29 protein-coding genes are annotated in these 26,559 nt (G+C 29.7%); 21 read left to right on the forward strand and 8 right to left on the reverse strand.

What is annotated here, in order from left to right:
• The first annotated feature begins 45 nt into the window (after positions 1 to 45).
• The 7 genes from ASC36_RS02595 to ASC36_RS02625 all read left to right on the forward strand — a co-directional run bounded on the left by ASC36_RS02595 (position 46) and on the right by ASC36_RS02625 (position 5,256).
• Positions 46 to 945, forward strand: coding sequence for a cell division protein FtsX (locus ASC36_RS02595; protein WP_055424932.1), 900 nt, complete (start codon positions 46 to 48; stop codon positions 943 to 945).
• A 29-nt stretch (positions 946 to 974) separates the two neighbouring features.
• Complete coding sequence (locus ASC36_RS02600; RefSeq protein WP_055424933.1) at positions 975 to 1,268, forward strand: DUF3098 domain-containing protein; 294 nt, start codon at positions 975 to 977, stop codon at positions 1,266 to 1,268.
• Positions 1,265 to 2,086 (forward strand): undecaprenyl-diphosphate phosphatase, encoded by an 822-nt coding sequence (locus ASC36_RS02605; protein ID WP_055424934.1) that lies wholly within the window; start codon positions 1,265 to 1,267, stop codon positions 2,084 to 2,086. The genes ASC36_RS02600 and ASC36_RS02605 overlap by 4 nt, the downstream gene beginning before the upstream one ends.
• A 215-nt stretch (positions 2,087 to 2,301) precedes the next feature.
• Positions 2,302 to 2,718, forward strand: coding sequence for a RapZ C-terminal domain-containing protein (locus tag ASC36_RS02610; protein WP_055424935.1), 417 nt, complete (start codon positions 2,302 to 2,304; stop codon positions 2,716 to 2,718).
• Between the two features lie 66 nt (positions 2,719 to 2,784).
• Complete coding sequence (locus ASC36_RS02615; RefSeq protein ID WP_055424936.1) at positions 2,785 to 3,027, forward strand: hypothetical protein; 243 nt, start codon at positions 2,785 to 2,787, stop codon at positions 3,025 to 3,027.
• Positions 3,028 to 3,420: 393 nt separating this feature from the next.
• A complete protein-coding gene (gene panB, locus ASC36_RS02620; protein WP_055424937.1) occupies positions 3,421 to 4,236 on the forward strand; it encodes a 3-methyl-2-oxobutanoate hydroxymethyltransferase in 816 nt (271 codons plus the stop codon).
• 330 nt (positions 4,237 to 4,566) lie between these two features.
• Positions 4,567 to 5,256, forward strand: coding sequence for an RluA family pseudouridine synthase (locus ASC36_RS02625; RefSeq protein ID WP_055424938.1), 690 nt, complete (start codon positions 4,567 to 4,569; stop codon positions 5,254 to 5,256).
• On the opposite strand, the gene ASC36_RS02630 is transcribed toward ASC36_RS02625, so the two are convergent.
• Both ASC36_RS02630 and ASC36_RS02635 read right to left on the reverse strand, forming a co-directional pair.
• Entirely contained in the window at positions 5,253 to 6,497 is a 1,245-nt protein-coding gene (locus ASC36_RS02630; RefSeq protein WP_055424939.1) for an oligosaccharide flippase family protein, read from the reverse strand. The genes ASC36_RS02625 and ASC36_RS02630 overlap by 4 nt on opposite strands.
• A 10-nt stretch (positions 6,498 to 6,507) precedes the next feature.
• A complete protein-coding gene (locus tag ASC36_RS02635; RefSeq protein WP_055424940.1) occupies positions 6,508 to 7,644 on the reverse strand; it encodes a glycosyltransferase in 1,137 nt (378 codons plus the stop codon).
• Positions 7,645 to 7,696: 52 nt separating this feature from the next.
• On the opposite strand from ASC36_RS02635, the gene ASC36_RS02640 reads away from it, so the two are divergent.
• Positions 7,697 to 8,824 (forward strand): glycosyltransferase, encoded by a 1,128-nt coding sequence (locus tag ASC36_RS02640; protein WP_055424941.1) that lies wholly within the window; start codon positions 7,697 to 7,699, stop codon positions 8,822 to 8,824.
• Here ASC36_RS02640 and ASC36_RS02645 read toward each other — a convergent pair.
• Together ASC36_RS02645 and ASC36_RS02650 are read right to left on the reverse strand one after the other, a co-directional pair.
• Positions 8,809 to 9,702, reverse strand: coding sequence for a glycosyltransferase family 2 protein (locus ASC36_RS02645; protein WP_055424942.1), 894 nt, complete (start codon positions 9,700 to 9,702; stop codon positions 8,809 to 8,811). The two genes, ASC36_RS02640 and ASC36_RS02645, sit on opposite strands and share 16 nt — an antisense overlap.
• Before the next feature lie 35 nt (positions 9,703 to 9,737).
• Positions 9,738 to 10,430, reverse strand: a complete 693-nt coding sequence (locus tag ASC36_RS02650; protein ID WP_055424943.1) for a cell division ATP-binding protein FtsE — start codon at positions 10,428 to 10,430, stop codon at positions 9,738 to 9,740.
• A gap of 155 nt (positions 10,431 to 10,585) precedes the next feature.
• Between ASC36_RS02650 and ASC36_RS02655 the strand changes: the two genes are divergently transcribed.
• From ASC36_RS02655 to ASC36_RS11190, 7 genes are all read left to right on the forward strand, one after another.
• On the forward strand, positions 10,586 to 12,604 hold the full coding sequence (locus ASC36_RS02655) for a M13 family metallopeptidase (RefSeq protein WP_055424944.1): 2,019 nt from the start codon (positions 10,586 to 10,588) through the stop codon (positions 12,602 to 12,604).
• 2 nt (positions 12,605 to 12,606) lie between these two features.
• A complete protein-coding gene (locus ASC36_RS02660) occupies positions 12,607 to 12,894 on the forward strand; it encodes a rhodanese-like domain-containing protein (protein WP_055424945.1) in 288 nt (95 codons plus the stop codon).
• 87 nt (positions 12,895 to 12,981) lie between these two features.
• Complete coding sequence (locus ASC36_RS02665) at positions 12,982 to 13,443, forward strand: META domain-containing protein (RefSeq protein ID WP_055424946.1); 462 nt, start codon at positions 12,982 to 12,984, stop codon at positions 13,441 to 13,443.
• A 136-nt stretch (positions 13,444 to 13,579) separates the two neighbouring features.
• On the forward strand, positions 13,580 to 13,849 hold the full coding sequence (gene rpsO, locus ASC36_RS02670; RefSeq protein WP_055424947.1) for a 30S ribosomal protein S15: 270 nt from the start codon (positions 13,580 to 13,582) through the stop codon (positions 13,847 to 13,849).
• Between the two features lie 261 nt (positions 13,850 to 14,110).
• Positions 14,111 to 16,258 carry a polyribonucleotide nucleotidyltransferase gene (pnp, locus tag ASC36_RS02675; protein ID WP_055424948.1) on the forward strand — a complete coding sequence of 716 codons (2,148 nt, stop codon included), beginning with the start codon at positions 14,111 to 14,113 and terminating at the stop codon, positions 16,256 to 16,258.
• Between the two features lie 264 nt (positions 16,259 to 16,522).
• Positions 16,523 to 17,056 (forward strand): exosortase family protein XrtF, encoded by a 534-nt coding sequence (xrtF, locus tag ASC36_RS02680; protein WP_055424949.1) that lies wholly within the window; start codon positions 16,523 to 16,525, stop codon positions 17,054 to 17,056.
• A gap of 2 nt (positions 17,057 to 17,058) precedes the next feature.
• Positions 17,059 to 17,502, forward strand: coding sequence for an exosortase F system-associated membrane protein (locus ASC36_RS11190; protein WP_073961195.1), 444 nt, complete (start codon positions 17,059 to 17,061; stop codon positions 17,500 to 17,502).
• Here ASC36_RS11190 and ASC36_RS02685 read toward each other — a convergent pair.
• From ASC36_RS02685 to ASC36_RS02700, 4 genes are all read right to left on the reverse strand, one after another.
• Positions 17,489 to 17,770 (reverse strand): hypothetical protein, encoded by a 282-nt coding sequence (locus ASC36_RS02685; RefSeq protein ID WP_055424950.1) that lies wholly within the window; start codon positions 17,768 to 17,770, stop codon positions 17,489 to 17,491. The two genes, ASC36_RS11190 and ASC36_RS02685, sit on opposite strands and share 14 nt — an antisense overlap.
• A 38-nt stretch (positions 17,771 to 17,808) precedes the next feature.
• On the reverse strand, positions 17,809 to 18,552 hold the full coding sequence (gene rlmB / locus ASC36_RS02690; RefSeq protein ID WP_055424951.1) for a 23S rRNA (guanosine(2251)-2'-O)-methyltransferase RlmB: 744 nt from the start codon (positions 18,550 to 18,552) through the stop codon (positions 17,809 to 17,811).
• Positions 18,553 to 18,614: 62 nt separating this feature from the next.
• Positions 18,615 to 19,238, reverse strand: a complete 624-nt coding sequence (gene yihA / locus ASC36_RS02695) for a ribosome biogenesis GTP-binding protein YihA/YsxC (protein ID WP_055424952.1) — start codon at positions 19,236 to 19,238, stop codon at positions 18,615 to 18,617.
• A gap of 10 nt (positions 19,239 to 19,248) precedes the next feature.
• Entirely contained in the window at positions 19,249 to 20,013 is a 765-nt protein-coding gene (locus ASC36_RS02700) for an alpha/beta fold hydrolase (protein ID WP_055424953.1), read from the reverse strand.
• A 197-nt stretch (positions 20,014 to 20,210) separates the two neighbouring features.
• Here ASC36_RS02700 and mraZ point away from each other — a divergent pair, with 197 nt between their 5' ends.
• The 6 genes from mraZ to mraY are packed head-to-tail and all read left to right on the forward strand — an operon-like array spanning position 20,211 to position 26,556.
• Positions 20,211 to 20,678 carry a division/cell wall cluster transcriptional repressor MraZ gene (gene mraZ, locus ASC36_RS02705; RefSeq protein WP_055424954.1) on the forward strand — a complete coding sequence of 156 codons (468 nt, stop codon included), beginning with the start codon at positions 20,211 to 20,213 and terminating at the stop codon, positions 20,676 to 20,678.
• Entirely contained in the window at positions 20,665 to 21,573 is a 909-nt protein-coding gene (rsmH, locus tag ASC36_RS02710) for a 16S rRNA (cytosine(1402)-N(4))-methyltransferase RsmH (protein ID WP_055424955.1), read from the forward strand. The genes mraZ and rsmH overlap by 14 nt, the downstream gene beginning before the upstream one ends.
• Positions 21,566 to 21,916 carry an FtsL-like putative cell division protein gene (locus tag ASC36_RS02715; RefSeq protein ID WP_055424956.1) on the forward strand — a complete coding sequence of 117 codons (351 nt, stop codon included), beginning with the start codon at positions 21,566 to 21,568 and terminating at the stop codon, positions 21,914 to 21,916. Before rsmH ends, ASC36_RS02715 begins: the two co-directional genes overlap by 8 nt.
• Positions 21,909 to 23,873, forward strand: coding sequence for a penicillin-binding protein (locus tag ASC36_RS02720; protein ID WP_055424957.1), 1,965 nt, complete (start codon positions 21,909 to 21,911; stop codon positions 23,871 to 23,873). The genes ASC36_RS02715 and ASC36_RS02720 overlap by 8 nt, the downstream gene beginning before the upstream one ends.
• Positions 23,870 to 25,327, forward strand: a complete 1,458-nt coding sequence (locus tag ASC36_RS02725) for a UDP-N-acetylmuramoyl-L-alanyl-D-glutamate--2,6-diaminopimelate ligase (protein WP_055424958.1) — start codon at positions 23,870 to 23,872, stop codon at positions 25,325 to 25,327. Before ASC36_RS02720 ends, ASC36_RS02725 begins: the two co-directional genes overlap by 4 nt.
• Positions 25,328 to 25,332: 5 nt before the next feature.
• A complete protein-coding gene (gene mraY / locus ASC36_RS02730) occupies positions 25,333 to 26,556 on the forward strand; it encodes a phospho-N-acetylmuramoyl-pentapeptide-transferase (RefSeq protein WP_055424959.1) in 1,224 nt (407 codons plus the stop codon).
• Positions 26,557 to 26,559 lie beyond the last annotated feature (3 nt).

Below are 26,559 nucleotides of genomic sequence, written 5' to 3' on the forward strand. Positions count from 1 at the left end.
AAAATAAATGAAGTTTTTATATTTTAGCGAATATTTTGAATATATATGGCCAATAAAACAGACAAGCTAAATAAGGGGAGGTTACGTTCTTCGAACATTACTGTAGTCATAAGTATTTCTTTAGTCTTATTTTTAATTGGAATCATTGGCATGATTATAATTAATGCCAATTCTTATATTGATTATTTGAAAGAACAGATGGTGATTGAAGTATTTTTTAAAAATGACAGAAATAAAAATAATGTAATAAAAAACGAAAAAGCTCAGCTAAATTATCTTGATAGTATTAAAGTTAATTCCTATGTAAAAAAAGCTAAATATATATCTAAAGAACAAGCAACCTACACCGCAAAGAAAGATTTAGGGGTAGATTCACAATCCCTTTTTGAAGAAGATATATTTCCTGCTTCCATTACTATTGCTTTAAAACCTGAATATACGGATTCAATTCACATTGAAACCATAAAGAAACAGATTCAAAAGAATACGTTGGTAGATGAGGTAAAATCTGACAGTAATTTGTTAACCCAGATGAATAAAGGAGTTCGAAAAATTACTTTAAGTATTTCCATACTTGCCGGAATTATTTTATTAATTGCAATTTCTTTAATTAATAATTCCATACGATTGAAAATTTACGCTAAAAGATTTTTAATTAAAACTATGCAATTAGTAGGTGCAAAACGTTTTTTCATTACAAAACCTTTTTTAATCCAAGCAATAATTTTAGGTGCTATAGGATCTGTAATAGCATTGCTATTGTTATTTGCTGTAAATTATATGCTCATTCGATATAATATACTTCCACCTATTGTTGATTATACCAATCATATTATCTTGTCTTTATTTATTTTACTTACAGGTGTTTTAATTACAACTGCGAGTACTTGGTTTGCAACCTGGAGGTATTTAAAGCTCAAGATAGATGATCTATATTACTCATAATTATTTAATTGGCATAAAATTTAGTTTTGATGAAAAATAAGTATACAAAAAATATATATTCTGAATCTGATAAACCTTTTTTATTTGGAAAAAGAAACTTTAAATTCATGTTTATCGGATTAGGTTTAATTGCGCTGGGTCTTATTTTAATGACCGGACCGGATGCTAATACGGTAAATGGTGTTTATGATAAAAATAATTGGAACGAAGATATTTTTAGCTTTAGAAGGATCCGATTGGCTCCTATTCTTATTGTTTTTGGATTCATTGTTGAAATTTATTCAATCATGACAAACTCAAATTCTAAAAAGAATCATAAATGAATACTTTAGAAGCAATTATTATTGCTATCGTTGAAGGTTTGACAGAATATTTACCTGTTTCTTCCACTGCTCATATGATTTTTACAAGTTCTATCTTAGGAATACAAGAAGATAACTTTGTAAAAATGTTTGAATATTGTATTCAATTGGGAGCCATTTTAGCAGTTGTCGTTTTATACTGGAAAAAATTTTTTGATTTTAAAAGATTGAATTTTTATTTAAAATTAATATTTGCTGTTATTCCTGCTTTAATTTTAGGTAAATTATGCAACGAAAAAATTGATGCCATTTTAGAAAAACCAATACCCATCGCGATTGTATTAGTTATAGGTGGATTTATACTCCTATTTATTGATCGTTTTTTTAAAAATCCTACGATACTCAAAGAAGAAGATATTTCTATTAAACAAGCTGTAATCATAGGTTTTTGGCAATGTTTGGCAATGATGCCCGGAACCAGCCGATCTGCTGCATCGATCATTGGCGGAATGCAGCAAAAATTGAATAGAAACGTTGCCGCAGAATTTTCTTTTTTTCTAGCAGTTCCTACTATGTTAGCCGTAACAATATATTCTCTAACTTTAAAAACATGGGAAGAAAATGGCATTGAAATGAAAGGTTACGAACTATTAGCTTCAAACACAAATCATTTATGGATCTTCTTATTAGGAAATTTAGTTGCTTTTATAGTCGCTGTCTTTGCCATCAAATTTTTTGTAGAAGTCATAAAAAAATTTGGGTTTAAAATTTGGGGATATTATAGAATTATTATTGGTACATTATTATTAATTTATTTTATTTTTTACCAGCAAGTTTAAAAATATCTATTTATTTTTTCATTACAAACTATTTTCTTGAAGCTAATAAATATACATAAAAGATTAAACTCTTATAAGTGTATACAAATTCACTAATAGTTTATTAAAAAATTGTTGTCCTAATAATCTTTCGCGAAAAAAATATGGACAAATTGATGAAGATTGAGATTCTGATTTGTTTAACTAAATAAATATGTAAAAAACTTAATTGATTTATGAGCGATATATTACATATAAGCATACAAAGTTTTTCATATAGAAATGGTTACCCAGAAGATGTTTTAAAAAATGGAGGAGGATATGTTTTTGATTGTCGGGGGATTCTTAATCCTTACCATTTTGGAAACCTTCGTTTTTTAACCGGAAAAGATAAAGAAATAGAAAATTTTTTTTTGTTAAAAACAAAAATGCCTAAATTTTTAAATCTGATAAAAGATATAATTTCCATTTCAATTAATGAATATTTAAATAGAAGTTACCCCTATCTACAAATCAATTTCGGATGTACGGGGGGGCAACATCGTTCGGTTTTTTCTGCTGAACAAATCACTAAATTTTGTAAGGAAAAATACCCACAAACGAAAGTTACACTTCTACATACTAACCAAAATAATTGGCTAATTAAAAATTAAATACTAATTTCTATGAAATTTTTAAAAAAACTATTTTTAATATTCGTTTTAACTTTATCTTTTTTCATGGATCAAAAGAATAGTTCTACACAACAATTAGGATACTATACTAACAAAACTTACATTCAAACAGTAACTAAGTTTCAATGGGTAGAAAAACAAAGTTCCAATATATTAGAATTAATAAAACAAAACTCACAATATATTCTTATAACTAGAGTCAGTGTAAATAATCGTTTTCCGGTTACCTATAAAATTTTTGATGAATTGAATCTTAAATTCGACGATTTAAAATATAAGGGTACTTAAAATAGTGAAAATATCCCAAACTTAAGTTTTATTATTAATTAATAATCTTTATACTAAAAAAATAAACTTATTCTTAAAACATTAAAAAAACTATAAAAACCAATTCCTATTTTAAATAAAAAATAAAAAGCAAATAAAACCTATCTATACTATGTTTTATAATATTCTTCTAACAATATAAATATAAAAGAAATTGATTTCACGGCTAAAAGTAATAGAAAAAAGACAATTTTGATATCAATGAAAATCTCTTTACCTACCTATTATATGATTATTCATGATAAATAAGAGAAAGAAATATGAGTGATACACTTCTAAAAATAAAAATGAAGACTAATACCGTTATAAATAGTATTATAGAAAATAACATAATTACAACAAAACCTGAATAAAATGTCTATACATTCGAATATCAAAAAAGTAACTACTGAAACTTTCAAAAAAATGAAAGCATCGGGAGAAAAAATCTCAATGCTTACGGCCTATGATTTTACTATGGCAAAATTGGCAGATGAAGGAGGTTTAGACGCTGTATTAGTTGGAGATTCTGCGGCAAATGTCATGGCTGGACACGAAACTACTCTGCCAATTACTTTAGAGCAGATGATTTATCATGCCCAATCAGTATCCAGAGGGTTGCAAAGAGCCATGTTAGTGGTAGATTTACCCTTCGGAACTTATCAATCTGATCCTATTCAGGCCTATCATTCGGCAGTTAAAGTTATGAAAGAAACCGGAGCTGCTGCAATAAAAATTGAAGGAGGTTTGGAAATTAAAGAATCTATTAAGGCTATATTAAATGCCGGTATTCCTATAATGGGACATTTAGGATTAACCCCTCAATCCATCAATAAATTAGGTTCTTTTAAATTGAGAGCTAAAGAAAATGTTGAAGCTGAAAAATTAATTTCTGATGCGAAATTACTTGAAGAACTTGGTTGTTTTTCTGTTGTATTAGAAAAAATACCGGCTCAATTGGGAGAAAAAATAACCCAAGAATTAAGTATCCCCACTATTGGAATCGGCGCAGGAAACCAAACCGATGGACAAATTTTAGTGATTCACGATTTGTTAGGGTTAAATAAAGACTTTAAACCTAAATTTGCAAGAAAATATTTACACTTGCACGAGCAAATAGTAGAAGCTGTTTCACTTTATGTAAAAGATGTAAAAGATCAAGAATTTCCTAACAAAGAAGAAAGTTTTTAAATAATTTAAATTATTGAAAGAAACATCATAAAAGAATTTATTATGTATAAATTTCATTCATTCTTTTATTTATCAGCTAATGTAAACACACCTATTACTTAAAACAATTTTAATAAATAATTTGAAATGAAATTTTTATTGTAAATAGTATCATTTTTTAATATAATTTTGATTTATAGCCAGTTATAAAAAGGGTAAACTAATTTCATAAAGATAAATCGTAATTACGAAATTTCCAATATATAACTGATAACAATTAGGTAATAAATTTAACTAATTTGGAAAGATCTAAAATTTAATCGATTTACACTAAGAATAATTTATTAAGCTATGCTCAATGAAAAACAAATTCTTTTTGAAGATAACCATATCATAATTATCAATAAAAAAGCCGGGCAGATTGTTCAGGGGGACAAAACAGGAGATATATCCTTACTGGATGAAGTTAAATTTTATATCAAACAAAAATATTTGAAACCGGGGAATGTTTTTGCAGGGCTGGTTCATCGGATCGATCGCCCTACTTCGGGCATTGTTATAATCGCCAAAACTAGTAAAGCGCTGACACGATTAACGGAAATGCTCAAAAAAAGAGAAATCAAAAAAACGTACTGGGCAGTTGTAAAAAAAAAAGAGATTCCTGAAACTCAAAGATTAGTTCACTATTTAAAAAAGAATGAAAAAAATAATAAGGCAATTATTTATCATGATCCTAATGCTAATACCGGTTCTAAAGAAGCTATTTTAACATACAAAATGATAAAGAAATCAGACCACTACCTGTTATTGGAAATTGATTTGGAAACCGGAAGACATCATCAGATACGAGCTCAACTCAGTGCTATTAAATGCCCCATAAAGGGGGATTTAAAATATGGCGCTGATCGTTCAAACGGTGATGGAAGCATACATCTGTTAGCCAGAAAAATAGAGTTTATACACCCTATAAAAAAGGAAAAGATTAGGTTGGTAGCTCCTGTTCCTGAAAATGATAATTTGTGGAAAAGCTTTGAGCGTTAATGTTTTTTGAAATGGAAATATACTGCAATCATATTGTAAAATCCGGAATATATATAAGCTAAACCGGTTGCTATTGCCGCTCCTAAAATTCCATAGTGAGGAATTAATAATAAACCCGTTAGTAGCTGTATGCTAATAGCTCCTACGGAAGCATAGATATTTTTTTTTAGTAAACCTAATGCGGCTGTAATATTTCCAAAAGGAATAAGTACAAGTAAAGAAAATACAGTTATGAGGATCAGGATATAAAATGCTGAAGTTGCATGATAATTACTCCCAAACAATAATTTAATTATAAAATCTCCATATAAAAAAAATACCGCTATAAGTACAATTCCCAAACTAAAAAAAATAGTAAAATAATTTTTTATATATGTTTGAAAGTATTTTTTGTTATTAAAATTCTTTATAAAATTCGGATAATCTGTAACAATAAACATTTGAGCAATAAAAAATAAATTAAATGGAATAATTGATGAAATTCTATATTCTGCAATATTAATAGCCGATAGAAAGTACCCTACCATAAAAGTATCAATAGATGAAATGGATGTATGTAAAAAATTGGCAATCGAACTACCCAAAGAATACTTCCAAAATTCTTTTTTGGAAACAGGAAGATTGGTGATGGCAACAAATTTAAGAGACTTTTTTAGTACACAATAAAAAAAGATACAAGATAATGATAATGAACAAACATATCCATATATCCCAAAGATTAAGCTAAGTAAAAATGAAAGTACTAATGTACAAACGTTAAACATCATATCCGTGATTGCATATCCAAAATTATTATTTCGTATCTGATAATCTATCCGTATTTGAAAAAAAAAAGATAGACTAACCAAACGTAAGCTAAGAATCCATGAGATAGTTGTCAGCAATTTATATTTTGTAGCAAAAAATAAACAAATAATAAGAAATAAAAATATTGTAATACCATTGAGCTTATTACCCACATTAAAATTATAATAGCTTAATACATCCTTTGCCTTATTGGTAGAGGCTAGAGATCCAAATCGAAGTAAACCATTTTGACTCCCCATATTTATAAAAGGCATAAGAAAAGACAAAATAGACAAGGCTAACGTAACCGATCCAAATTCCTCTTTAGTAAGTATTCTGACTATAAAAAACGAGTTGCCAACCATAGCCAATTTACTTACCACCTGAGATATTGCAATATATGCTCCCTTATTTTTTTTAAATTCAATTAAAAAAGATATTATACTTTTAATCATTAAACATTATTTAGTGCATAACATGAGTATAAACTCTATCAAATTTTTTAGCTACATTTTTTATACTGAAATTCTTTTTAGAAAATTGATGCATAACGTCGGCTTCAGCAAATTCGATTGTACCTTTAATACATCTTTCCATTGCTTCATATAATTGATTTTCATTTCCTTTTTCAATAAGAATTCCAAATTTTGAAGGGAATAACTCAGATATTCCTCCCACATTAGTCGATATAACCGGTAATCCGCAGGAAAATGCTTCATTAATTACACAAGGTTGACTTTCCTTATTACTAAACATTACGAATGCATCTGCATTTTTCATTTTATTTGAAACCTCAACTTCAGATAAGGCTCCAAAAGTAAAAATATAGTTTTCTAACCTATTATTTTTAATAAATTCTTTTATCATAGAATTATCCCCATCGCCTCCTATTTTAAGAGTAAATCTATAACCTGAATCGACCAGCCTTTTAGTAACATTCAAGATCCCAATTATGTTCTTATTTTCATTGACGAGGTTCGAAATATGAAGAAATACATTTTTTTTGCTTTTTTTACTTGAAGGTTTAAAAACTTCAGTATTTACGACATTGGGAATACTAATAAAATTTCCTTTAATCCCTTTTTTTCTCATATTTATTCCTAAATCTGTACTTACCGGAATTATGTAACTTGCTTGAGAGCAAATTAATTTCATTATTATATTATAAAATCGACGGGATAAACTCAAATCTTTAGTGATCCAACGTGACCAATGCTCGGTAACGACAAAATTTATATTTTTTTTTAACTTAAAATAACAGGCCAGAATTGCATAATAATGTAAGACATGAATGTGAATTAAATCAACCTTTTCTTCAATTAATTGGAACCCTTTACTATATGCTTTACATTTTTTCCAGGTGTTAAATAGCTTACAAGGACTTCCTCTATAATAGATTCTTAAGATAAATAAGTTATTTTCTCTATCGGCAATAAGTTCAAATTCATTTTTTAATTTTTCATCTCTTTCAATGAAAAGAATACTTACCTTATGTAAGGTTGCAATGGCTTGAGCATGTCGTAAGATAAAATTACCATTTTTAGGATTTTTTTTCGAAGGAAACCAATAAGGTAAAAAAAGAATATGTAATTTTTGCCGCATCATTAAAAGAGAACAAATTACAAATATATTATTTTTATTTTTGTCAATTGAAATGGCACAACATAAAAAGGTATTAGTTTCTGTAATTAATAATATATCTACGGATCAGAGAGTAGAAAAAGTTTGTAATTCCTTATTTAAAAATGGTTATGAAATATTAATTATCGGAACTAATTATAATGGAATGCCTCCATTAAATAGACCTTATTTTACTCAACGTTTTAAACTGATATTCCAAAAAAAATTTTTATTATTCGCTGAATTTAATTGTAAATTATTTGTGAAGCTGCTTTTTCAATCAGATAAAAATACCCTATTATTAGCCAACGATTTAGATACACTTTTGCCTAATTATTTAGTTTCAAAAATTAAAAAAATTCCTTTAGTCTTTGACAGTCACGAAATATATTCTGAGCTTCCATCCATACAAGGAAGATTCGCCCAAAAAGTTTGGAGAAAACTTGAAAAATATCTCATACCAAGAGTGAAACATTTCTATACCGTAAGTGAAGGATATGCAGATTTTTTTGAAAAAAAATACGGTAATCGTCCTTTAGTTATAAAAAACGTGCCTTTGCTTAATATTGCTTCATGTAAAGAAAAAAAGAGAACCATTGATCTACCGGAAAACACTCAAAACAAAAAAATATTATTATATCAGGGAGCTATTAACTCATGTAGAGGAATAGATAAAATGATCGAAGCAATTAATTTCATTGAAAATGCACAACTTTGGATTATAGGAAATGGCCCTTTAAAAAAAGATTATGAGAAATTATGTATAAAATTGCAGGTTGAAAATAAAGTTTATTTTTTTGGTGAAATTCCTCCGAAACAATTGAGACAAATTACTCCAATGGCTGACTTAGGGTTAAGTTTAGAAGAAGACGGAGGCTTAAGCTATCGTTATGCTCTCCCCAATAAATTATTTGATTATATCCACGCAAAAATACCTATTCTAGGAACATATCTTCCTGAAATAAAGAATATAATTAATGAAAATCAAATTGGAGAAGTTATTTCTGATCACTCAGCGTTTGAAATTTCAGAAAAAATAAAATTCCTAATTTCTAAAGGAAAAAAATATTATTTAACCAATTTGGAAAAAACTTCTGTAAAATACAATTGGGAAGCTCAGGAAATCATTTTATTAAATATTTTTCATCAGGCCAGTAAATAGCATAAATACCCTATTTTATATAATTGAAAAATTTTTAAATCTGCATTCTCAGATAATAAATTCTTTTTCATAAAATTGCGGTTTTTTTTGAATAGGTATTTAACAAATTTGACCCCATTTATCTTTTTTAAAAAAAAATAAAAATTAACCACTTTGATCCTTTTACACAAAATTTCTTCTTTTGATATTAAGGCAGCTAAATTTCTTATCGATTCTTCAGTCTTGTTTAAAAATACTGAGTTCACTTCAATTCCCTCATGATAAACAGGATTTTCAATAAATTCAAGTTTAATATTGTTTGTTTCAAGGGTTAATCCAAATATCGTATCTTCATATCCATAATTTTGCTCTAAAACAGGGAAAAGGATGGATTGGAAGACGCTTTTTCTGACCATTAAATTGGCCGTTTTTAGATACAAATAGTTAGATTTATGATTTCTTTTTACAGAAATTTCTTCATAATTAATCCCGTATTTCCAACGTAAACACTTTTGAGTATTTTTATCCAAATTTCTTCTATATACTATAGCTCCGTAAAAAACTTGACTATCATCATGGATAGATAAAACAAAAGTCTTCAGATAAATTGAAGTTACTGGAATAACATCTGAATCCATAAACAATAACCATTCGTATTTAGCTTTTTGAGCTAATAAATTTCGAGCTTTAGCTCTTCCCTTGTTTTCATGGGAAATGATATATGAAATATTATTATTTTCACAAAATAACTGATTACTTTGGGTAATTTTACAATTGACAGAGGCGTCATCAAAAAAAATTATTTCATAAGGAACTTTTAATTTTGCCCCTTGTTTTAACAATTCTTTACCTAAATTTATTATGGAATAATTATAAACCGGAATAAGAATCGAAATCATAAAAAATAGATTTTACTATTCCAACTTCCTAAAACCTAGATAAAAAGATCATTGGAATCACCATGATAAATCTTTCCATTTTCACATTTAATAGTTTTTGCCGGAAAGTTCTTTATCATCGAATAATCATGAGTAGCCATTAATATTGTGCAATGATTTTGTTGAGCAATACCTTTAAGCAACAGCATAATCTCATTGGAAGTTTCAGGATCAAGATTTCCTGTTGGCTCATCAGCTAAAATTAAAGCCGGGTGGTTTAATAAGGCTCTTGCAATGGCTACCCGTTGCTGTTCACCACCAGAAAGCTCATGTGGCATTTTATGCTTTTTAGTTGCCATTCCGACACTTTGTAGAACTTCCTCAATTCTTTCATTAATGGCATATTTATCTTTCCATCCGGTCGCTTTTAAAACAAATAATAAGTTCTTTTCTACACTTCTATCTGTCAATAGTTGAAAATCTTGAAATACAATACCTAATTTTCTTCTTAAGGTCGAAATTTCACTATCCTTCAAACTAACCAAATCAATATCAACTACTTTCCCCTGCCCCTCAAGCAAAGGGATATCTCCATATAAAATTTTTAACAAAGAGCTTTTCCCACTTCCTGTTTTACCAATGAGATAATAAAATTCTCCCTTTTCTAAGTTCATATTAACATGGCTTAGAACTAGAAAATTTTTTTGATAAACATTAGCATTTCTTAAGTACAAAATAGGCTCACTCATTGGTAATAGTTATAAAAGTATTTATAAAGAGAATCAATTTCACAAAAATAACAATTTAAAATATATGGGTTATTTTACTTCATCTTAAAGTTTTGTTAAGAATCACTTATATAACAATTTTTGACTATTTTTGAATGAGATTTAATTTGGTAATAATGAAAAGATTTATATTGTTTATCACAACAGCACTTATCCCTTTTACCGGAACATATGCCCAAAAACATGGAATTAATGAACAATACATGGACAAAAAAGTAAGACCGCAAGACGATTTTTACAATTACGTTAACGGAAATTGGATGAAAAATACTCAAATTCCCTCCGACCGATCAAGATGGGGAAGCTTTGACCAATTACGTGAATTTACAGATTCTATATCACTTACCATTTTAAAAAAATCAATTAATCAAAAATACCTAAAAGGATCAGAACAGCAGAAAATTAAAGACTTATATAATTCATTCATGAATATGGATGCTCGAAACAAACAAGGTATTACTCCTATTTATCCTTATTTAACAAAAGTAGATCAAGTAAAAAATATTTCGGATTTACAAAAGCTGCTTATTGAGTTTACTCCGTTAGGAATGAATCCTTTTTATGAATACAGTGTTCAATCGGATTTAAATAACAGCAATAAAAATGCGGTATATTTAAATGATGTAACTTTAGGCTTAGGTAGGGACTATTACCAAAAAAATGATGAAAAATCTAAAAAAACATTACAAGATTATACCAACTATTTATCAAAATTATTTAAAGTAATTGGATACAAACAACCGGATAAAACCGCATCAGATATTGTTGCATTTGAAAAACAATTAGCGTCCAATCTTTTAACTGTGGAGCAAATTAGAAATGCCCAACTTCAAAATAACCCCTATTCATTTACAAGTTTATCCAACTTGTCGAAAAATATAAATCTAACGGATTATTTCTTAAAGCTGGGAGTACAAGTAGACACAGTTATCATTCCTGAAAAAAAATATTTTGAAAATTTAGACAAAAATCTTACTGCACAAAATATTTCATTATTAAAAGACTATATAAAAATAAGCATAGTAAGAAATGCTGCCAACAGTCTAACGAAAGAACTTGATGATATACATTTCGATTTTTACGGCAAAACACTAAGTGGGCAATTGGAACAAAGATCAATGGAAAAACGTGCTCTTACTAGCATCAATTCATTAGTAGGTGAAGCATTTGGAAAGCTCTATGTAGCCGAAGTATTCCCGGAAGAAGCTAAGAGAAATGCTAAAGAACTAATTGAATATTTAAAAAAATCTTTTGCCATCCATATCAATAATTTAAAGTGGATGTCTCAACCAACAAAACAAAAGGCATTAGATAAGCTAAGTAAATTTATGGTCAAGATTGGATATCCTGATAAATGGAAAGATTACTCCAATTTAGAAATAAAATCTATTGAAGAAGGGGGATCTTACTTCCAAAATCAATTAAATGCTGTTGTTTTTAATTACCAAAGAAATAAAAATAAAATAGATAAGCCGGTGGATAAAACTGAATGGCTTATGTCTCCTCAAACTGTAAATGCATATTATAATCCTTCTTATAATGAAATTGTATTTCCTGCAGCTATTTTACAACCTCCATTTTATAATTATACAGCAGATGCTGCTGTAAATTTTGGTGGAATTGGAGCCGTAATCGGTCACGAAATATCTCACGGATTTGATGATAGTGGCTCTCAATTTGATGGTGATGGAAATTTAAAAGACTGGTGGACTCCTATGGATAAAGAAAAATTTGAGGCAGCCACCCAAGCACTTGAGAAACAATTCAATGCTTACGAGCCCGTTTTAGGTTTGCATATAAACGGAAAATTAACATTAGGTGAAAATATAGCCGATTTAGGAGGAGTTGCCATTGCTTATGATGCATTGCAATTATATTTAAAAGATAAAGGTAATCCCGGTAAAATTGATAATTATACTCCGGAACAAAGGTATTTTTTATCTTGGGCAACTATTTGGAGAACAAAAAACAAAGATGAAGCTTTAATCAATCAAATTAAAACAGACCCACATGCCCCAGGTTACTATAGAGCTATGGCGCCTTTAGAAAATGTTGAAGGATTTTATAAGGCATTTAATGTCCAAAAAGGAGATAAAATGTTTAAACCCAAAAAAGAAAGAATTATTATTTGGTAGTTATGGATTTAAAAGAATTTTTAAAAAAAAGCACCGTAACCCTTCTAGACGTTAGAGAAAAATATGAGCTTATTAATGAAGGTCATGTTGAAGGAGCAGTTTTAATTCCCATGAATGAAGTACCCTCAAAAATAGAAGATATACGTAAATTTTCTACTCCAATTATAGTTTTTTGCAGATCCGGTATACGATCCGAAAAAATAGTTAATTATCTAAAAAATAAAGGATTTAAAGAGATATATAATGGCGGAGGATTTAAAGAAATTAATAAATTATTAAATTTATCCTGAAATCATACTTTGGCAAAATATTTGAGATAACGCTTTAAAAAATCAAAGAAGGCTTAAAAAGCTAAAAAATATAATTTAATATAATATATGAAAAATTTAATTAAAATTAGTATTACCAGTTTATTCTTATTATTTTTAGGTACTACGTTTCAAAGTTGTAATTCTACAAAACATGTCGTACAAAAGATAGATGATAAAGAATTACAAAATAAACTAGGGGGTACATGGTATCTAACGTCTATAGATGGTACTTTGGCAACAGAATCATTTAAAGGAAAAATTCCTACTTTAAATTTTGATTTTGATAAAAACAGAACCAATGGTTATTCCGGGTGCAATCAATATAATGGTTCATTTGTTCTAACTGGAAATGTGTACAATCCCAGTCCTATGATATCAACACTTATGGCTTGTCCAGAATATAACCAAGAGCCTAGATTTTTAGAATTAATGGGTAAAAGAAGTTCTTTAGTATTTAGAAATTATACTTTACAATTTGTTCAAGATGGTAAAGTAGCACTTGAATTTACTCAATTAACAAAAAATTAAGAGGATTATATTAAGAGATTCATCAAAATATAATAAATAAGAGTATACTTTCACAAAATCACTCTTATTTTCTTTACAACTAAAAAAGTTATATATTTGCTGCTCAATACATAATAATCATTAAAATAATATTGGCATGTATCTAACATCAGATGTTAAAAAAGAAATTTTTGCTAAACACGGTAAAGATGAAAAAAATACCGGTAGCGCCGAAGGGCAGGTGGCTTTGTTTACCTTTAGAATTAACCATTTAACCCAGCACCTTAAAAGAAATCATAAAGATTTCAACACAGAAAGAGCATTAGTGGCATTAGTGGGAAAAAGAAAAAAATTGCTTGATTATCTTAAGAAAAAAGATATTAAAAGGTATAGAGCAATTATTGCAGAATTAGGTATTCGTAAGTAAAAAAATTTTAAAGAGGCAATTAGTAAATTGCCTCTTTTACTATCTTTTGAAAAAGTACAAAATGAAAAAAGGTTTAATTTTATAAGTTATATATTTTATATATTTTAACACACTGAGCACTGAATTCCATTAATCTTTATTATTTTAACGGACTTGAGTGTTCTCTGGTGTTTTCCTATTTAAAATTACTAATTATTATACCATTAACATCTTTTCTTTTTGCTTTATTATATTTTTTATTAACAAATTTTTTAATTTTTTATGAAGATTCCAAAAGCAATTACCGAAAAAATTGTCTTGGATGATGGAAGAGAAATCATCTTAGAAACTGGAAAACTTGCAAAACAAGCAGATGGCTCTGTTGTAGTAAAATGTGGTGGAACCATGTTATTAGCTACAGTGGTTGCTGCAAAAGAGGCTAATCCCGGAGTAGATTTCCTGCCACTTACAGTAGATTATAGAGATAAATTCTCTGCAGGAGGACGTATACCCGGTGGGTTCATGAAAAGAGAAGGAAGACCAACGGATGAAGAAATACTAACCATGCGCTTAGTAGATCGGGTATTACGCCCATTATTTCCCAGTGATTTTCATGCCGAAATACAGGTAATGATTCAACTCATTTCGTATGATGACTGCATACTTCCGGACTCATTAGCCGGATTAGCAGCTTCAGCTGCTTTAAGTATTACAGATATCCCTTTTAATGGACCTATATCAGAAGTTAGAATTATTCGTCATAACGGAAAGTATATTATTAATCCAAGCCTAGCTCAAATGAATGAGGAATTTGATCTTGATATTATGGTGGGAGCATCTAAAGATTCAATCGTTATGATTGAGGGGGAAATGAGTGAAATTTCCGAAAAAGAAATGCTTGATGCTATTTTAGTAGCTCATGAAGCCATCAAAATACAAATTGAAGCTGAAGAAAGACTAGCTGCTAAGATTGGAAAATCACAGCCAAAAAGAGAATATTGCCATGAAACTCATGATGATGAATTGAGAACCGCTATTACAGATTTCTCATATCAAAAAATTTATGAGGTGGCCAAAACCCCTTCCGAGAAACAAGTGCGAAGTGAAAAATTTGATGCCATTTTAGAGGAGTTTTTGTCAAGATATTCCGAAGAAGAATTGGAAGAGAAAAAATCCTTAGCCGCCACCTATTTTCATGATGTTCAAAAAAACGCTGTTAGACAACTTATATTAAATGAAGGTATTCGTTTAGATGGCAGAGATACTAAAACTATCCGACCTATTTGGTGTGAAGTTAATTATCTTCCAGGTTCACACGGATCGGCCATTTTTACTCGTGGTGAAACTCAATCATTAACCACTGTTACTTTGGGTTGTTCATTGGATGCTAACCGAGTAGACAATGTAATTTCTCAACACGAAGAAAAATTCTATTTGCATTATAACTTTCCTCCATTTTCAACAGGTGAAGTTAGACCGGTAAGAGGCGTTTCGAGAAGAGAAATAGGTCATGGTAACTTAGCACAGAGAGCCTTAAAATATGTTATCCCTGCAGATTCTCCTTACACCATACGTGTAGTTTCCGATATTTTAGAATCTAATGGATCTTCCTCTATGGCTACCGTTTGTGCAGGAACTTTAGCTTTAATGGATGCAGGAATTAAAATAAAGAAACCTGTATCCGGCATAGCTATGGGGTTAATAACAGATAAAGAATCAGGTAAATGGAGCGTTCTCTCTGACATTCTTGGAGACGAAGATCATCTAGGGGATATGGACTTTAAGGTAACAGGCACAGCCGATGGTATTACCGCTTGTCAAATGGATATTAAAATTCAAGGACTTTCCTTTGAGATAATGGAAAAGGCTTTAAATCAGGCGAAGGAAGGTCGTCTACATATTTTAAGTAAAATATTGGAAACCATCTCGACTCCTAATGCTCAATTGAAACCTAATGCACCTAAATTAATATCTTTGGAAATTCCTAAAGACTTTATTGGTGCAGTTATAGGACCTGGTGGAAAAATCATTCAACAACTTCAAAAAGATACCGGTACGGTAATTACGATTGAAGAAAGTAATGACGTAGGAAAAGTAGAAATATCAGGTATTGATCAAGCAAAAATTAATGAAGCTATTGAAAAAATAAAGCAAATAGCTTTTGTTCCAGAGATCGGAGCTATTTATAATGCTAAGGTAGTTTCTATTAAACCTTTCGGTGCATTTGTAGAAATTTCAAAAGGAGTAGAAGGACTGGTGCACATTTCTGAGTTGGAATGGAGGCGATTGGAAAAAGTAGAAGAATCAGTTATGCTTGGTGATATTATTAAGGTAAAATATTTAGGGGTCGATGACAAGAAAAAGATTAAGCTTTCAAGAAAGGTTTTATTACCTAAACCTGAAAAAAAAGAAACTGAAGGTAAAAAATAAACCATTATAAAAAAAACAGGTTGATAAAATTTCAACCTGTTTTTTTATTAAGCTCATTAAAAAAAGTATACATCATCAACCTTTTTATAACATTTTATTTACACAAAATCTTTTTGTAATAAAAATTACAATAAATTAAAAAAATTTAGATAATTCTCATCTCCTTCTATTTACCTTAAATCCTTTAATTGGAAATAATTTATTTTGAACTTACAATACTTATAATCTTAATAATTTATATTTTTATAATTTAGTTTCATTTTCATGAAAGAGTATAGACCCATATTTATTAGCTTATTTAAATTTTTTTCTGTTTATTTAGTATTAACAGCATTATATTATTGGTATCTTACTTATTATCAAAATGAGCTTAAAACTTGCGATGAGTTTACCTATAGGGTAGCTAAACAATCTTCCTGTTTGTTAAATTGCATAGGAATTCCCAGCCAAGCAAAACATATAGACCAGGAAAATTACATGCGATTTTACGTCAATAATAATTTCATAAGTATAGTTAACGAAGGCTGCAACACTTTATCGATAATCATTCTTTACATTTCGTTTATAATAGCTTTTGCAAATTCTTTGAGAAAAACATGTATTTACTTGATTATAACCGTATTACTTATATATTTTACTAATATTATAAGAATAAGTTTTATAAATTATATATTTTATTATTATCCGGAATATGGTAAATTCAGTCATGATTATCTATTTCCGACTGTGATTTACGGATTAATAATGGTTTTATGGATTGTGTGGATCAAATATTTCATATTTAAAAAGAACAAATAAATATGAAAAAAACTAGTAAAATTATTGGAATTATACTAAGCATACTGTTGCTAATTTTAGTACGAAAATTCGAAATCACAATGTTTTATGATCCCTTTCTTTCATTTTTTAAGCAGAAAGATTTTAATCATCACATTCCTCCTAAATTCGGCCTTATAAAACTTATCGTTTCGCTGATCTTAAGATACGGCTTAAATTCTCTTTTAACACTTGTAATCATACAATTATGGTACAATGACAAAAAAATTACGAAGGTATGTTTCCATATCTTAGTTTTTTGTTTTATTTTTTTTACAATCCTTTATATATTTTCTCTACTTACCAATTTTAGCTTAGGTTACATGCCTACATTTTATATAAGAAGGGTGCTAATTCAGCCTATATTATTACTATTACTTATACCTGCAATTTATTATTATAAGAATTTACCCACTAATTCACGTTAGAATAATTATTATTAACTGGAGTATCTTGATTTTGTATTTTATTTCTCATAACCTCTCTTTCGGCTTCTCTAGCTTTCCTCTTAATACTTTGTGTTTTACTACTATAGCCGCTAATAGCACCTAATATGAGCCCTAAACCCGACCCTGCCAACAAACCTATAACCAAAGTAATTGTTAAAATAGGTTCTTTAGATCCATTGCACTGTATATATCCTAAAGCTATTCCTAAGATTAAAAATAGAATACCGATAATTATTGAACTTTTCATTATTATAATATATTTTAATTTAATAAATTTATAGAAATTTATTTTTTTGAGTTTAAATTTTGCCTGACCACCTCGTATAAAAAGGCACCACAAGCCACTGATACATTTAAAGAATCCGTTTTACCATAAATAGGCAGCTTTAATTTAGCATCGGAATTCTTAAGCAAATCTCTCGAAATTCCTTTTTCTTCATTTCCTACAATTACAGCTAATGGAAGTTCCAATACTTCATCATATAAAATAGTATCAGTTTTCTCAGTAGCACCAACAACTTTTATACCACTAAGCTTTAGAAACTCCAGTACTTTTAATAAATTCTTCTCTTTGCAAATTTTCAAATTATAGATAGCACCTGCAGATGTTTTAATAGAATCCGAATTAATTGGAGCTGAACCTTCATCAGGAATAACTATAACATCAACCCCGACAATCTCTGCAGTCCTACATATGGCTCCAAAATTTCTAACGTCGGTTAAATGATCTAAAATAAGCACTAGTGGCATTTTCCCATCATCAAACAATTGGGGTATCACATCCTCAATATTAAAAAATTGTACTGGAGAAAGAAAAGCACACACTCCTTGATGATTCTTACGTGTTAATCTATTTAATTTTTCTACAGGAACATATTTTACACGAATACTTGCCTGTGAAAATTTCATTTTCAAGACCTTAATATTATCTCCCAATAAGCCATTTTGAATGAAAACCTTATCAAAAGTCTTTCCTGCTTCTAAGGCCTCCATAACCGGTCGTATTCCGAATATAAAATCTTTTTCCATAAAGTAATAAGGATAAATTATAAATATCTATTCAATCTTATGATAATTATTTTGTTTATTAATTAATCACCAAAATAAATATTATTCCTAGCCAGATATTTATTGGTATCTTCAATAAAAGAGAGTATTTCTTCTTTTCCAATTTTCTTTTCAGAAGAAGATTTAAACATTTCTGGAAGATCATCCCAAGTTTTACGTAATTCTTGAGAATACTTTTTAAAATTAAAAGAAAACTCCTTTTGTGTAACTTTATCCAACTTAGTGAAAATTAATGAAAAAGGAATTCCTTCTTCTCCCAGCCAATTTATAAAATCTAAATCAATTTGCATAGGTAGATGACGGGAGTCTATCAATACAAAAAGATTAACCAAATTTTTCCTAAATAACACATATTTTTCAATCATTTTAGAAAATGCAATCCTGCTTGATTTAGAAGCTTTAGCATAACCATATCCCGGTAAATCCGTTAAATACCAACTATCATTTATTAAAAAATGATTAATCAATTGGGTCTTCCCAGGAGTGGATGAAGTTTTAGCTAATCCTTTCTTATTGGAAAGCATATTAATTAAAGATGATTTGCCCACATTAGATCTACCTATAAAAGCATATTCCGGCTTATCGCCTTCAGGACAATCTTCTATTAATTTACTGCTTTTTATAAACTCTGCTGAATATATATTCATAGTTGATTTTCTACAATTTCATCTCTTTCAGCCAATTATAAAGAATATTGTTAAATTCATTCGGTTTTTCCATCATAGGTGAATGACCACATTGATCGACCCAAAATAATTGAGAATTAGGAATACCTTCATGAAATTCTTCTGCGACTTCCGGTGGAGTTACATTGTCCTGTTTTCCCCAAATAAGACAAGTAGGTTGATAAATCTTTTTCAACTCTTTAGATAAATTATGCTTCATTGCACTTCTTGCAATATGTATTGTTTTTAAAACTTTACTCCTATCAGACAATGTTTCGTATACTTCTTCTACTAATTCTTGGGTAGCTATCTTAGGATCATAAAAAACTTCTTCTGATTTCTTTTTCACATAATCGTAGCTGCCTCTTTTAGGATAAGACTCTCCAAAGCTTCTTTCATATAATCCTGAGCTACCGGTTAGTACCAAAGAATCAACAAAATGAGGCTTTTTTAAAGATATCATTAGTCCTAAATGTCCTCCTAAAGAATTTCCTAAAATAATAGACGGCTCATCAACAATTTTTTGTAGAAAGCTAATCACATAATTAGTTAATCCCATTACATTAGTCCTTAAAGTTGGAAGAGAATATAAGGGAAGTTCAATAGAATACACCTTGTAGCCATTTTTAGAAAAAAAATCAACTTGATCCGAAAAATTGCTTAAACTTCCCATTAAACCATGCAATAAAACTATTGGTTTACCTTCTCCCCTTACCGTATATGCAAATTTTTTTTCTTTACGAAGATTAAAAATCATTAGTCCATCTTATTGCTGTGCAAATGCAAAAATACATCATTTATTACTAAATAAAAACATTATTTACTAATAACTTTCCTTCTTCTTTATGTATAAAAAATGCTTTTTTATCTTATTATTTACCTCACAAAAGTTATTAACAAAAGTGGGTGAAAGTGGAATAAAGTGGAAAATAATTTCTACTTTTGAAGACTAATATGGTAAATCTTATCGGAACATATGAATGCACCCTTGATTCAAAAGGAAGAATCTTGCTCCCTTCAGCTTTGAAGAAGCAATTGGACACCCTTTTGCAGGAAGGTTTTGTACTTAAAAGATCCGTATTTCAGCCATGTTTAGAGCTTCATCCTATGTCTGAATGGAATCAGGTAATGAATAAAATAAATAAATTAAACCGTTTTGTAAAAAAAAACAATGATTTTATCCGTCAATTTACAGCCGGTTTAAAAAATGTGGAAATTGATACCAGCGGACGATTGCAGATTAGCAAGGATTTGATACAATTTGCCAAGCTTGAAAAGAATATTGTAGTTGCAGCTGCTATTAATGTTATTGAAATATGGGACAAAAACCTTTATGAAAATTCTGTTAATGTAAACGATTTAGACTTTGCCAATTTAGCAGAGGAAGTAATGGGTAAAATATCTGAAGATGAATTATCATAAGCCTGTATTGTTATATCAAAGTATAGATGCATTAATATCTAATCCAAAAGGTATTTATGTAGATTGTACTTTTGGTGGTGGAGGGCATTCTCATTTAATTTTGGAAAAATTATCTCCTGAAGGGAAATTGTTTGCTTTTGATCAGGATTACGATGCTACGGCCAATATCATCCACGATACCCGCTTTACTTTTATTCAACAGAATTTTCGTTATTTAAAAAATTCTTTACGATTCTATAAGGTCGATGCAGTGGATGGTATACTTGCCGATCTAGGAGTTTCGTCCCACCAATTTGATATTCCGTTAAGAGGTTTTTCAACTCGATTCGATGGTCCTTTAGATATGAGGATGAACAGGAAACAATCCCTAAGTGCAAAAGATATTATTAACAACTACACAGAAGATCAACTAGCAGAAATTTTTTATTTATATGGAGAATTAAAACAATCTAAAAAAATTTCAAGAGAGATTGTAGAATCAAGAAAGGAAAAACCCATAGAAACAACCTCTGCGCTTAAAGAGATATTGGAAAAAAGTATTCCGGCTTATAAGCAAAATAAATTCTTTGCTCAACTTTTTCAAGCGCTTAGAATTGAAGTTAATGATGAATTAAATGCTTTGAAAGAATTATTAATTCAAAGCTATGAAATACTTAAACCGGGGGGAATATTGGTGTTTATCTCTTACCATTCTCTGGAAGACCGATTAGTGAAAAAATTCTTAAAAACAGGTTTATTTAATGGAGAACCGGAAAGAGATGTTTTTGGAAATTGGAATAAACCTTTTGACATACCTTCCTCAAAGGCTATAATTCCAAACCATGAGGAAATTTTGGAAAATGCAAGAGCACGAAGTGCAAAGATGAGAATAGCAATTAAACGGGAAAATGGTTAAAAAAAGAACTAAAAATAAAAAAGCAAGAACTATTATAGACATACTAAAAGGAAAATTTTTAGTAGAGGGAGACGCTTTTTCCGTTTGGAAATTTATTTTATTTATGGTGATATTATCTTTAATTTCAATTTCTTCTTCTCATATAGTTGACGAAAAGGTTGTTGAAATTTCAGAATTAAAAGAAAAATCAGAAGAATATAAAGCTAGATATGCATTAATACATAATAAACTAATGAAATTAAAAGTAGAATCAGAGTTGGAAGACATGGTTATCTCTGATTCCCTCTATGCATTAGACAAACAACCCTATAAAATTTTGGTACCCAAAGTTAAAGATGAATAATGAGCGGAAAAAAATATTAGCACGTGCTTACTTGGTTGCAGCACTTATTTTATTATTTTCGGTGTCCGTGTTTGCACGGCTTATTTACATTCAAACTCATGACACTGAAAAATATAAAAATCTCGCTCAAACAACCAATTTCAGAAATGTTGAGGTAGTTGCTGCAAGAGGAAATTTATATGCTTCCGATGGAATTTTACTTGCTACCACGATCACTAAATATGATATATATATCGATATGAAGACTATTCGTGCTGAATTATATCAAAATAATATTGGCGCATTGTGTGATTCTCTGCAAAAAATGTTTAATAAACCAAGCTATTATTTTTATTCGAAATTAAACGAAGGAAAGAAAAAAGAGAATCAATATTTAAAATTAGCCAAAGGTCTTGATTACGAACAATTTGCAAGAATTAAAAACTTTCCGATCCTAAATAAGGGAAAAAACAAAGGTGGCTTTATAGTTGAAAGAAGAAGAGAAAGAATAAAAACCATTTCAGGATTTGGAATTAGAACGTTAGGATTTGATGATGAAAGGGGAAAATCCGGATTAGAAGGTGCTTTTTCCTGTTATTTGAAAGGTAAAAACGGTAGAGAAATTCAACAACGAATTAATCAAAAACAATGGAAACCCATTAATATTGAATTGGAACCTCAAGATGGAAATGATGTGTATACAACTATTGACATGAGGATTCAAGATATTGCTTACTCAGCTTTACAAGACCAGCTCGAAAAATCAGAAGCTGATCACGGTTGCGCCATAGTAATGGAAGTTTCTACCGGAAAAATCGTTGCACTTACCAATCTTCAACGAACTAAAGAAGGGGGATATGATGATTTGCGAAATTTTGCTGTATGGGAAGCTGCAGAGCCGGGATCAACATTTAAATCTATATCTATGTTGGCTCTTCTTGATGACGGATATGTAGGACCCAATACTACTGTTGACATCGGTCCGGGTTATTGGAAATATTACAAACACACCATACGAGATGATCATGGAAGCGGTATTATCACACTTTCACAGGTCCTTTCTCAGTCGAGCAATGTCGGAATATCTAAAATGATAGATAAATACTTTTCTAAAAACCCGCAAGATTTTCTAAATAAAATAAATTCTTGGGGAATAGATAAGAAAACATATATAGATATACCTGGAGAAAGTGTACCCTATATACCAAAATATGGTAAAAAATGGAGTCCTATAACTCTTGCTTGGATGTCATTCGGATATGGGGTAAAACTCACTCCGCTGCAAATCCTTACTTTTTACAATGGAGTGGCTAATAACGGTAAATTAATGAAACCTCAACTTCTTTATAAAATTGAAGCGAAAGGTATTCTCATCGAAAAATTTACACCTATTGTAATTAATCAAAAAATGGCTTCTCAAAAAGCAATTAACGATTTAAAAAAAATGTTAACCTATGCAGTAGAAACCGGTACTTCTAAAAGTATTTATACTCCCAACCTGTCAATGGCCGGTAAAACAGGTACCGCTCAGGTTGAATACTGGAATAAAGGTAAAGGCAGACTATATCAAGCCTCCTTCTGCGGATTTTTTCCAGCAGATCAACCAGAATATTCTTGTATTGTAGTTATTAACAAACCCAAAAAAGGATTCTATGGATCACAAGTCGCTGCTCCTGTTTTCAAAGAAATAGCAGGAAAAGTATATCTTAAGAAACCATTAAATCTACCTAAAGAAGATAAATCAAAAGAATCACAAAAAATAAATTTATTAATAACAAAAAACCGAAAGCTAACTATTAACCCATCTACTACTCTGGTTCCAAACGTTATTGGGTATTATGGTAAAGATGCGATACCTGCTTTAGAAAACCTGGGATTGAAAGTAGTTTATTCAGGAAACGGAAAAGTTATTGAACAATCTATTATTGGCTATCCTATAAAAAAAGGTATGACTGTATATTTAAAATTAAGCGCATGAAAAAGCTTTCAGACCTATTATATAAAGTATCTATTGAAAAACTCATTGGCAATGTTGGTTCTTCAATCAAAAATATATCATTCGATTCAAGAAAAGTTGAACAGGATTATATTTTCTTTGCTATAAAAGGACATGATTTAGACGGTCATAAATATTTATCTCAAGCTATATCTAAAGGAGCTTCTGTTATTATATGCGAAGAACTTCCCGAAGAGTTATTAGATCATATAACCTACATTCAAGTTAAAAATTCAAGTATAGCATTAGGTATAGTTGCTTCTAATTTTTATAACAATCCATCCGATAAATTGACACTTATAGGAATTACAGGAACCAACGGTAAGACCACAACTACAACTTTACTCTATAATTTGTTCACACAATTAGGATTTCGTTGCGCTTTACTGTCAACTATTGAAAACAGGATCTCTGATACAATTTTAAAATCTAATCATACGACTCCTGATCCCATAACTATAAATCAATTATTGGCACAAGCGGTAGAGAATGGTTGTCAATATGCATTTATGGAAGTCAGTTCACACGGTATCTATCAAAATAGATTAGCAGGGCTAACTTTCAAAATCGGAGCTTTTACTAATATTACTCATGATCATTTGGATTATCATCAAACATTTTCCAATTATATAGCTGCAAAGAAGAAATTTTTTGATGAATTACCCAAGACTGCTATTGCTGTCACTAATATAGATGATAAGAATGGTCTTATAATGCTTCAAAACACAAACGCTAAAAAAGTCACCTATTCTTTAAAATCGAATTCAATTTACAAGGGTAAAATTATTGAGAGCAGATTAGACGGAATGTTGTTACAATTTAGAAATCAAGAATTTTGGACGGTTTTAGCCGGAAAATTTAATGCATATAATGAGCTTTTGGCTTATACGATTGCCTCTGAATTAGGTTTTGATCCCATAGTTGTAGTAACTGCAATAAGTAAATTGCAACGAGTAAAAGGACGCTTCGAAACCTATGTAAGTGATGAAAAAAAATACATTATTGTAGATTATGCCCATACTCCCGATGCTTTACAAAACATTTTGGAAGCTATAAATCAATCGCGCACTAGGAATGAAAAATTAATTACTGTTTTTGGTTGTGGTGGACACAGAGATAAAGAAAAAAGACCTAAAATGGGAAATATTGCTACTAGGTTATCTGATTTAACTATTATCACATCAGATAATCCTAGAGATGAAAATCCCGATGAAATTATAAATGAAATTAAAGTAGGAATTGAGCCTCAAAATACCAATAAATATCTTACCATAACAGATAGAAAAGAAGCCATACAAACCGCCATTAAGATGGCAGAACCAAAAGATATAATCCTGATTGCAGGAAAAGGACACGAAAATTTTCAAGAAATTAATGGAAAATATTTTCCATTTGATGATATGAAAATAGCTAAAGAATTAATAAAAAATACATAAAAAAGATGCTTTACCATTTATTTGACTTTTTAAATGTGCATTATTATATACCCGGAAGCGGATTATATAAGTATATTACATTCCGAGCCTTAGCAGCGGTATTAACATCTCTATTTATCTCTTTAATTATTGGTAAAAAAATTATCAAATTCCTTCGAAAAAAACAATTGGGTGAAATGGTAAGAGAACTCGGCCTTACTGGACAAAAAGAAAAAGAAGGTACTCCAACTATGGGGGGAATTATTATTATCTTGGCTACGTTAATTCCGGTACTTTTATTTTGTAAGTTAAATAACATCTATATTATTATACTTGTAATATCCACTATTTGGATGGGTATTATTGGCTTTTTAGACGACTTCCTGAAAATTCATAAAAAGAATAAAGTTGGATTAAAAGGAGAATTCAAAGTTTTAGGTCAGATAAGCCTCGGTATTTTTGTGGGAATATTATTATATACTAATAAAGATATTGTTATCAAAGAAAAAATTGAGGGCTCACATAATATTGAATTTGCAAAAGACTTTTATCCTAAAGAAAAATCATTTAAGACTACTATTCCATTTTTAAAAAACAATCAATTTGATTACGGAAAAGTATTAAAATGGATTGGAATTAATGAAAATGAATCAGAAAATTTAGTATGGATTATTTTAATTCCTGTAGTTATCACTATAGTAACGGCTGTTTCTAATGGAGCTAATCTCACGGATGGAATTGATGGATTAGCAGCAGGAAGCTCAGTAATTATTGTTGTCACACTAGCTCTCTTTGCTTATGTTTCCGGAAATATAATGATGGCTGATTATTTAAATCTGATGTACATACCTAATTCAGGCGAAATAGTAATATTTTCGGCAGCTTTTGCCGGTGCTCTGATAGGTTTCTTATGGTATAATACCTATCCGGCACAAATTTTTATGGGTGATACAGGAAGTTTGACAATTGGAGGACTCATTGCCGTGTTGGCTATAGTTTTGAGAAAAGAACTTTTAATTCCGGTATTGTGTGGAATATTTATAGTTGAAAACCTTTCAGTAATAATACAGGTAAGTTATTTTAAATATACTAAGAAAAAATATGGAGAAGGAAAAAGAATATTTTTAATGTCTCCTCTTCACCATCATTTTCAAAAATTAGGATATCACGAAAGTAAAATAGTAACCCGTTTTTGGATTATTGGAATTATGCTGGCAATATTTTGTATCATAACCCTAAAAGTAAGATAAAAA

The organism is Apibacter mensalis (genome assembly GCF_001418685.1).
Lineage (GTDB): Bacteria > Bacteroidota > Bacteroidia > Flavobacteriales > Weeksellaceae > Apibacter > Apibacter mensalis.

What these genes read in the sequence shown, in the direction of transcription:
- ASC36_RS02595 (WP_055424932.1), top strand. Translation starts at nt 46, where the DNA reads ATGGCCAATAAAACAGACAAGCTAAATAAGGGGAGGTTACGTTCTTCG.
- ASC36_RS02600 (WP_055424933.1), top strand. Translation starts at nt 975, where the DNA reads ATGAAAAATAAGTATACAAAAAATATATATTCTGAATCTGATAAACCT.
- ASC36_RS02605 (WP_055424934.1), top strand. Translation starts at nt 1,265, where the DNA reads ATGAATACTTTAGAAGCAATTATTATTGCTATCGTTGAAGGTTTGACA.
- ASC36_RS02610 (WP_055424935.1), top strand. Translation starts at nt 2,302, where the DNA reads ATGAGCGATATATTACATATAAGCATACAAAGTTTTTCATATAGAAAT.
- ASC36_RS02615 (WP_055424936.1), top strand. Translation starts at nt 2,785, where the DNA reads ATGGATCAAAAGAATAGTTCTACACAACAATTAGGATACTATACTAAC.
- panB (WP_055424937.1), top strand. Translation starts at nt 3,421, where the DNA reads ATGTCTATACATTCGAATATCAAAAAAGTAACTACTGAAACTTTCAAA.
- ASC36_RS02625 (WP_055424938.1), top strand. Translation starts at nt 4,567, where the DNA reads ATGCTCAATGAAAAACAAATTCTTTTTGAAGATAACCATATCATAATT.
- ASC36_RS02630 (WP_055424939.1), bottom strand. Translation starts at nt 6,497, where the DNA reads ATGATTAAAAGTATAATATCTTTTTTAATTGAATTTAAAAAAAATAAG.
- ASC36_RS02635 (WP_055424940.1), bottom strand. Translation starts at nt 7,644, where the DNA reads ATGCGGCAAAAATTACATATTCTTTTTTTACCTTATTGGTTTCCTTCG.
- ASC36_RS02640 (WP_055424941.1), top strand. Translation starts at nt 7,697, where the DNA reads ATGGCACAACATAAAAAGGTATTAGTTTCTGTAATTAATAATATATCT.
- ASC36_RS02645 (WP_055424942.1), bottom strand. Translation starts at nt 9,702, where the DNA reads ATGATTTCGATTCTTATTCCGGTTTATAATTATTCCATAATAAATTTA.
- ASC36_RS02650 (WP_055424943.1), bottom strand. Translation starts at nt 10,430, where the DNA reads ATGAGTGAGCCTATTTTGTACTTAAGAAATGCTAATGTTTATCAAAAA.
- ASC36_RS02655 (WP_055424944.1), top strand. Translation starts at nt 10,586, where the DNA reads ATGAAAAGATTTATATTGTTTATCACAACAGCACTTATCCCTTTTACC.
- ASC36_RS02660 (WP_055424945.1), top strand. Translation starts at nt 12,607, where the DNA reads ATGGATTTAAAAGAATTTTTAAAAAAAAGCACCGTAACCCTTCTAGAC.
- ASC36_RS02665 (WP_055424946.1), top strand. Translation starts at nt 12,982, where the DNA reads ATGAAAAATTTAATTAAAATTAGTATTACCAGTTTATTCTTATTATTT.
- rpsO (WP_055424947.1), top strand. Translation starts at nt 13,580, where the DNA reads ATGTATCTAACATCAGATGTTAAAAAAGAAATTTTTGCTAAACACGGT.
- pnp (WP_055424948.1), top strand. Translation starts at nt 14,111, where the DNA reads ATGAAGATTCCAAAAGCAATTACCGAAAAAATTGTCTTGGATGATGGA.
- xrtF (WP_055424949.1), top strand. Translation starts at nt 16,523, where the DNA reads ATGAAAGAGTATAGACCCATATTTATTAGCTTATTTAAATTTTTTTCT.
- ASC36_RS11190 (WP_073961195.1), top strand. Translation starts at nt 17,059, where the DNA reads ATGAAAAAAACTAGTAAAATTATTGGAATTATACTAAGCATACTGTTG.
- ASC36_RS02685 (WP_055424950.1), bottom strand. Translation starts at nt 17,770, where the DNA reads ATGAAAAGTTCAATAATTATCGGTATTCTATTTTTAATCTTAGGAATA.
- rlmB (WP_055424951.1), bottom strand. Translation starts at nt 18,552, where the DNA reads ATGGAAAAAGATTTTATATTCGGAATACGACCGGTTATGGAGGCCTTA.
- yihA (WP_055424952.1), bottom strand. Translation starts at nt 19,238, where the DNA reads ATGAATATATATTCAGCAGAGTTTATAAAAAGCAGTAAATTAATAGAA.
- ASC36_RS02700 (WP_055424953.1), bottom strand. Translation starts at nt 20,013, where the DNA reads ATGATTTTTAATCTTCGTAAAGAAAAAAAATTTGCATATACGGTAAGG.
- mraZ (WP_055424954.1), top strand. Translation starts at nt 20,211, where the DNA reads ATGGTAAATCTTATCGGAACATATGAATGCACCCTTGATTCAAAAGGA.
- rsmH (WP_055424955.1), top strand. Translation starts at nt 20,665, where the DNA reads ATGAATTATCATAAGCCTGTATTGTTATATCAAAGTATAGATGCATTA.
- ASC36_RS02715 (WP_055424956.1), top strand. Translation starts at nt 21,566, where the DNA reads ATGGTTAAAAAAAGAACTAAAAATAAAAAAGCAAGAACTATTATAGAC.
- ASC36_RS02720 (WP_055424957.1), top strand. Translation starts at nt 21,909, where the DNA reads ATGAATAATGAGCGGAAAAAAATATTAGCACGTGCTTACTTGGTTGCA.
- ASC36_RS02725 (WP_055424958.1), top strand. Translation starts at nt 23,870, where the DNA reads ATGAAAAAGCTTTCAGACCTATTATATAAAGTATCTATTGAAAAACTC.
- mraY (WP_055424959.1), top strand. Translation starts at nt 25,333, where the DNA reads ATGCTTTACCATTTATTTGACTTTTTAAATGTGCATTATTATATACCC.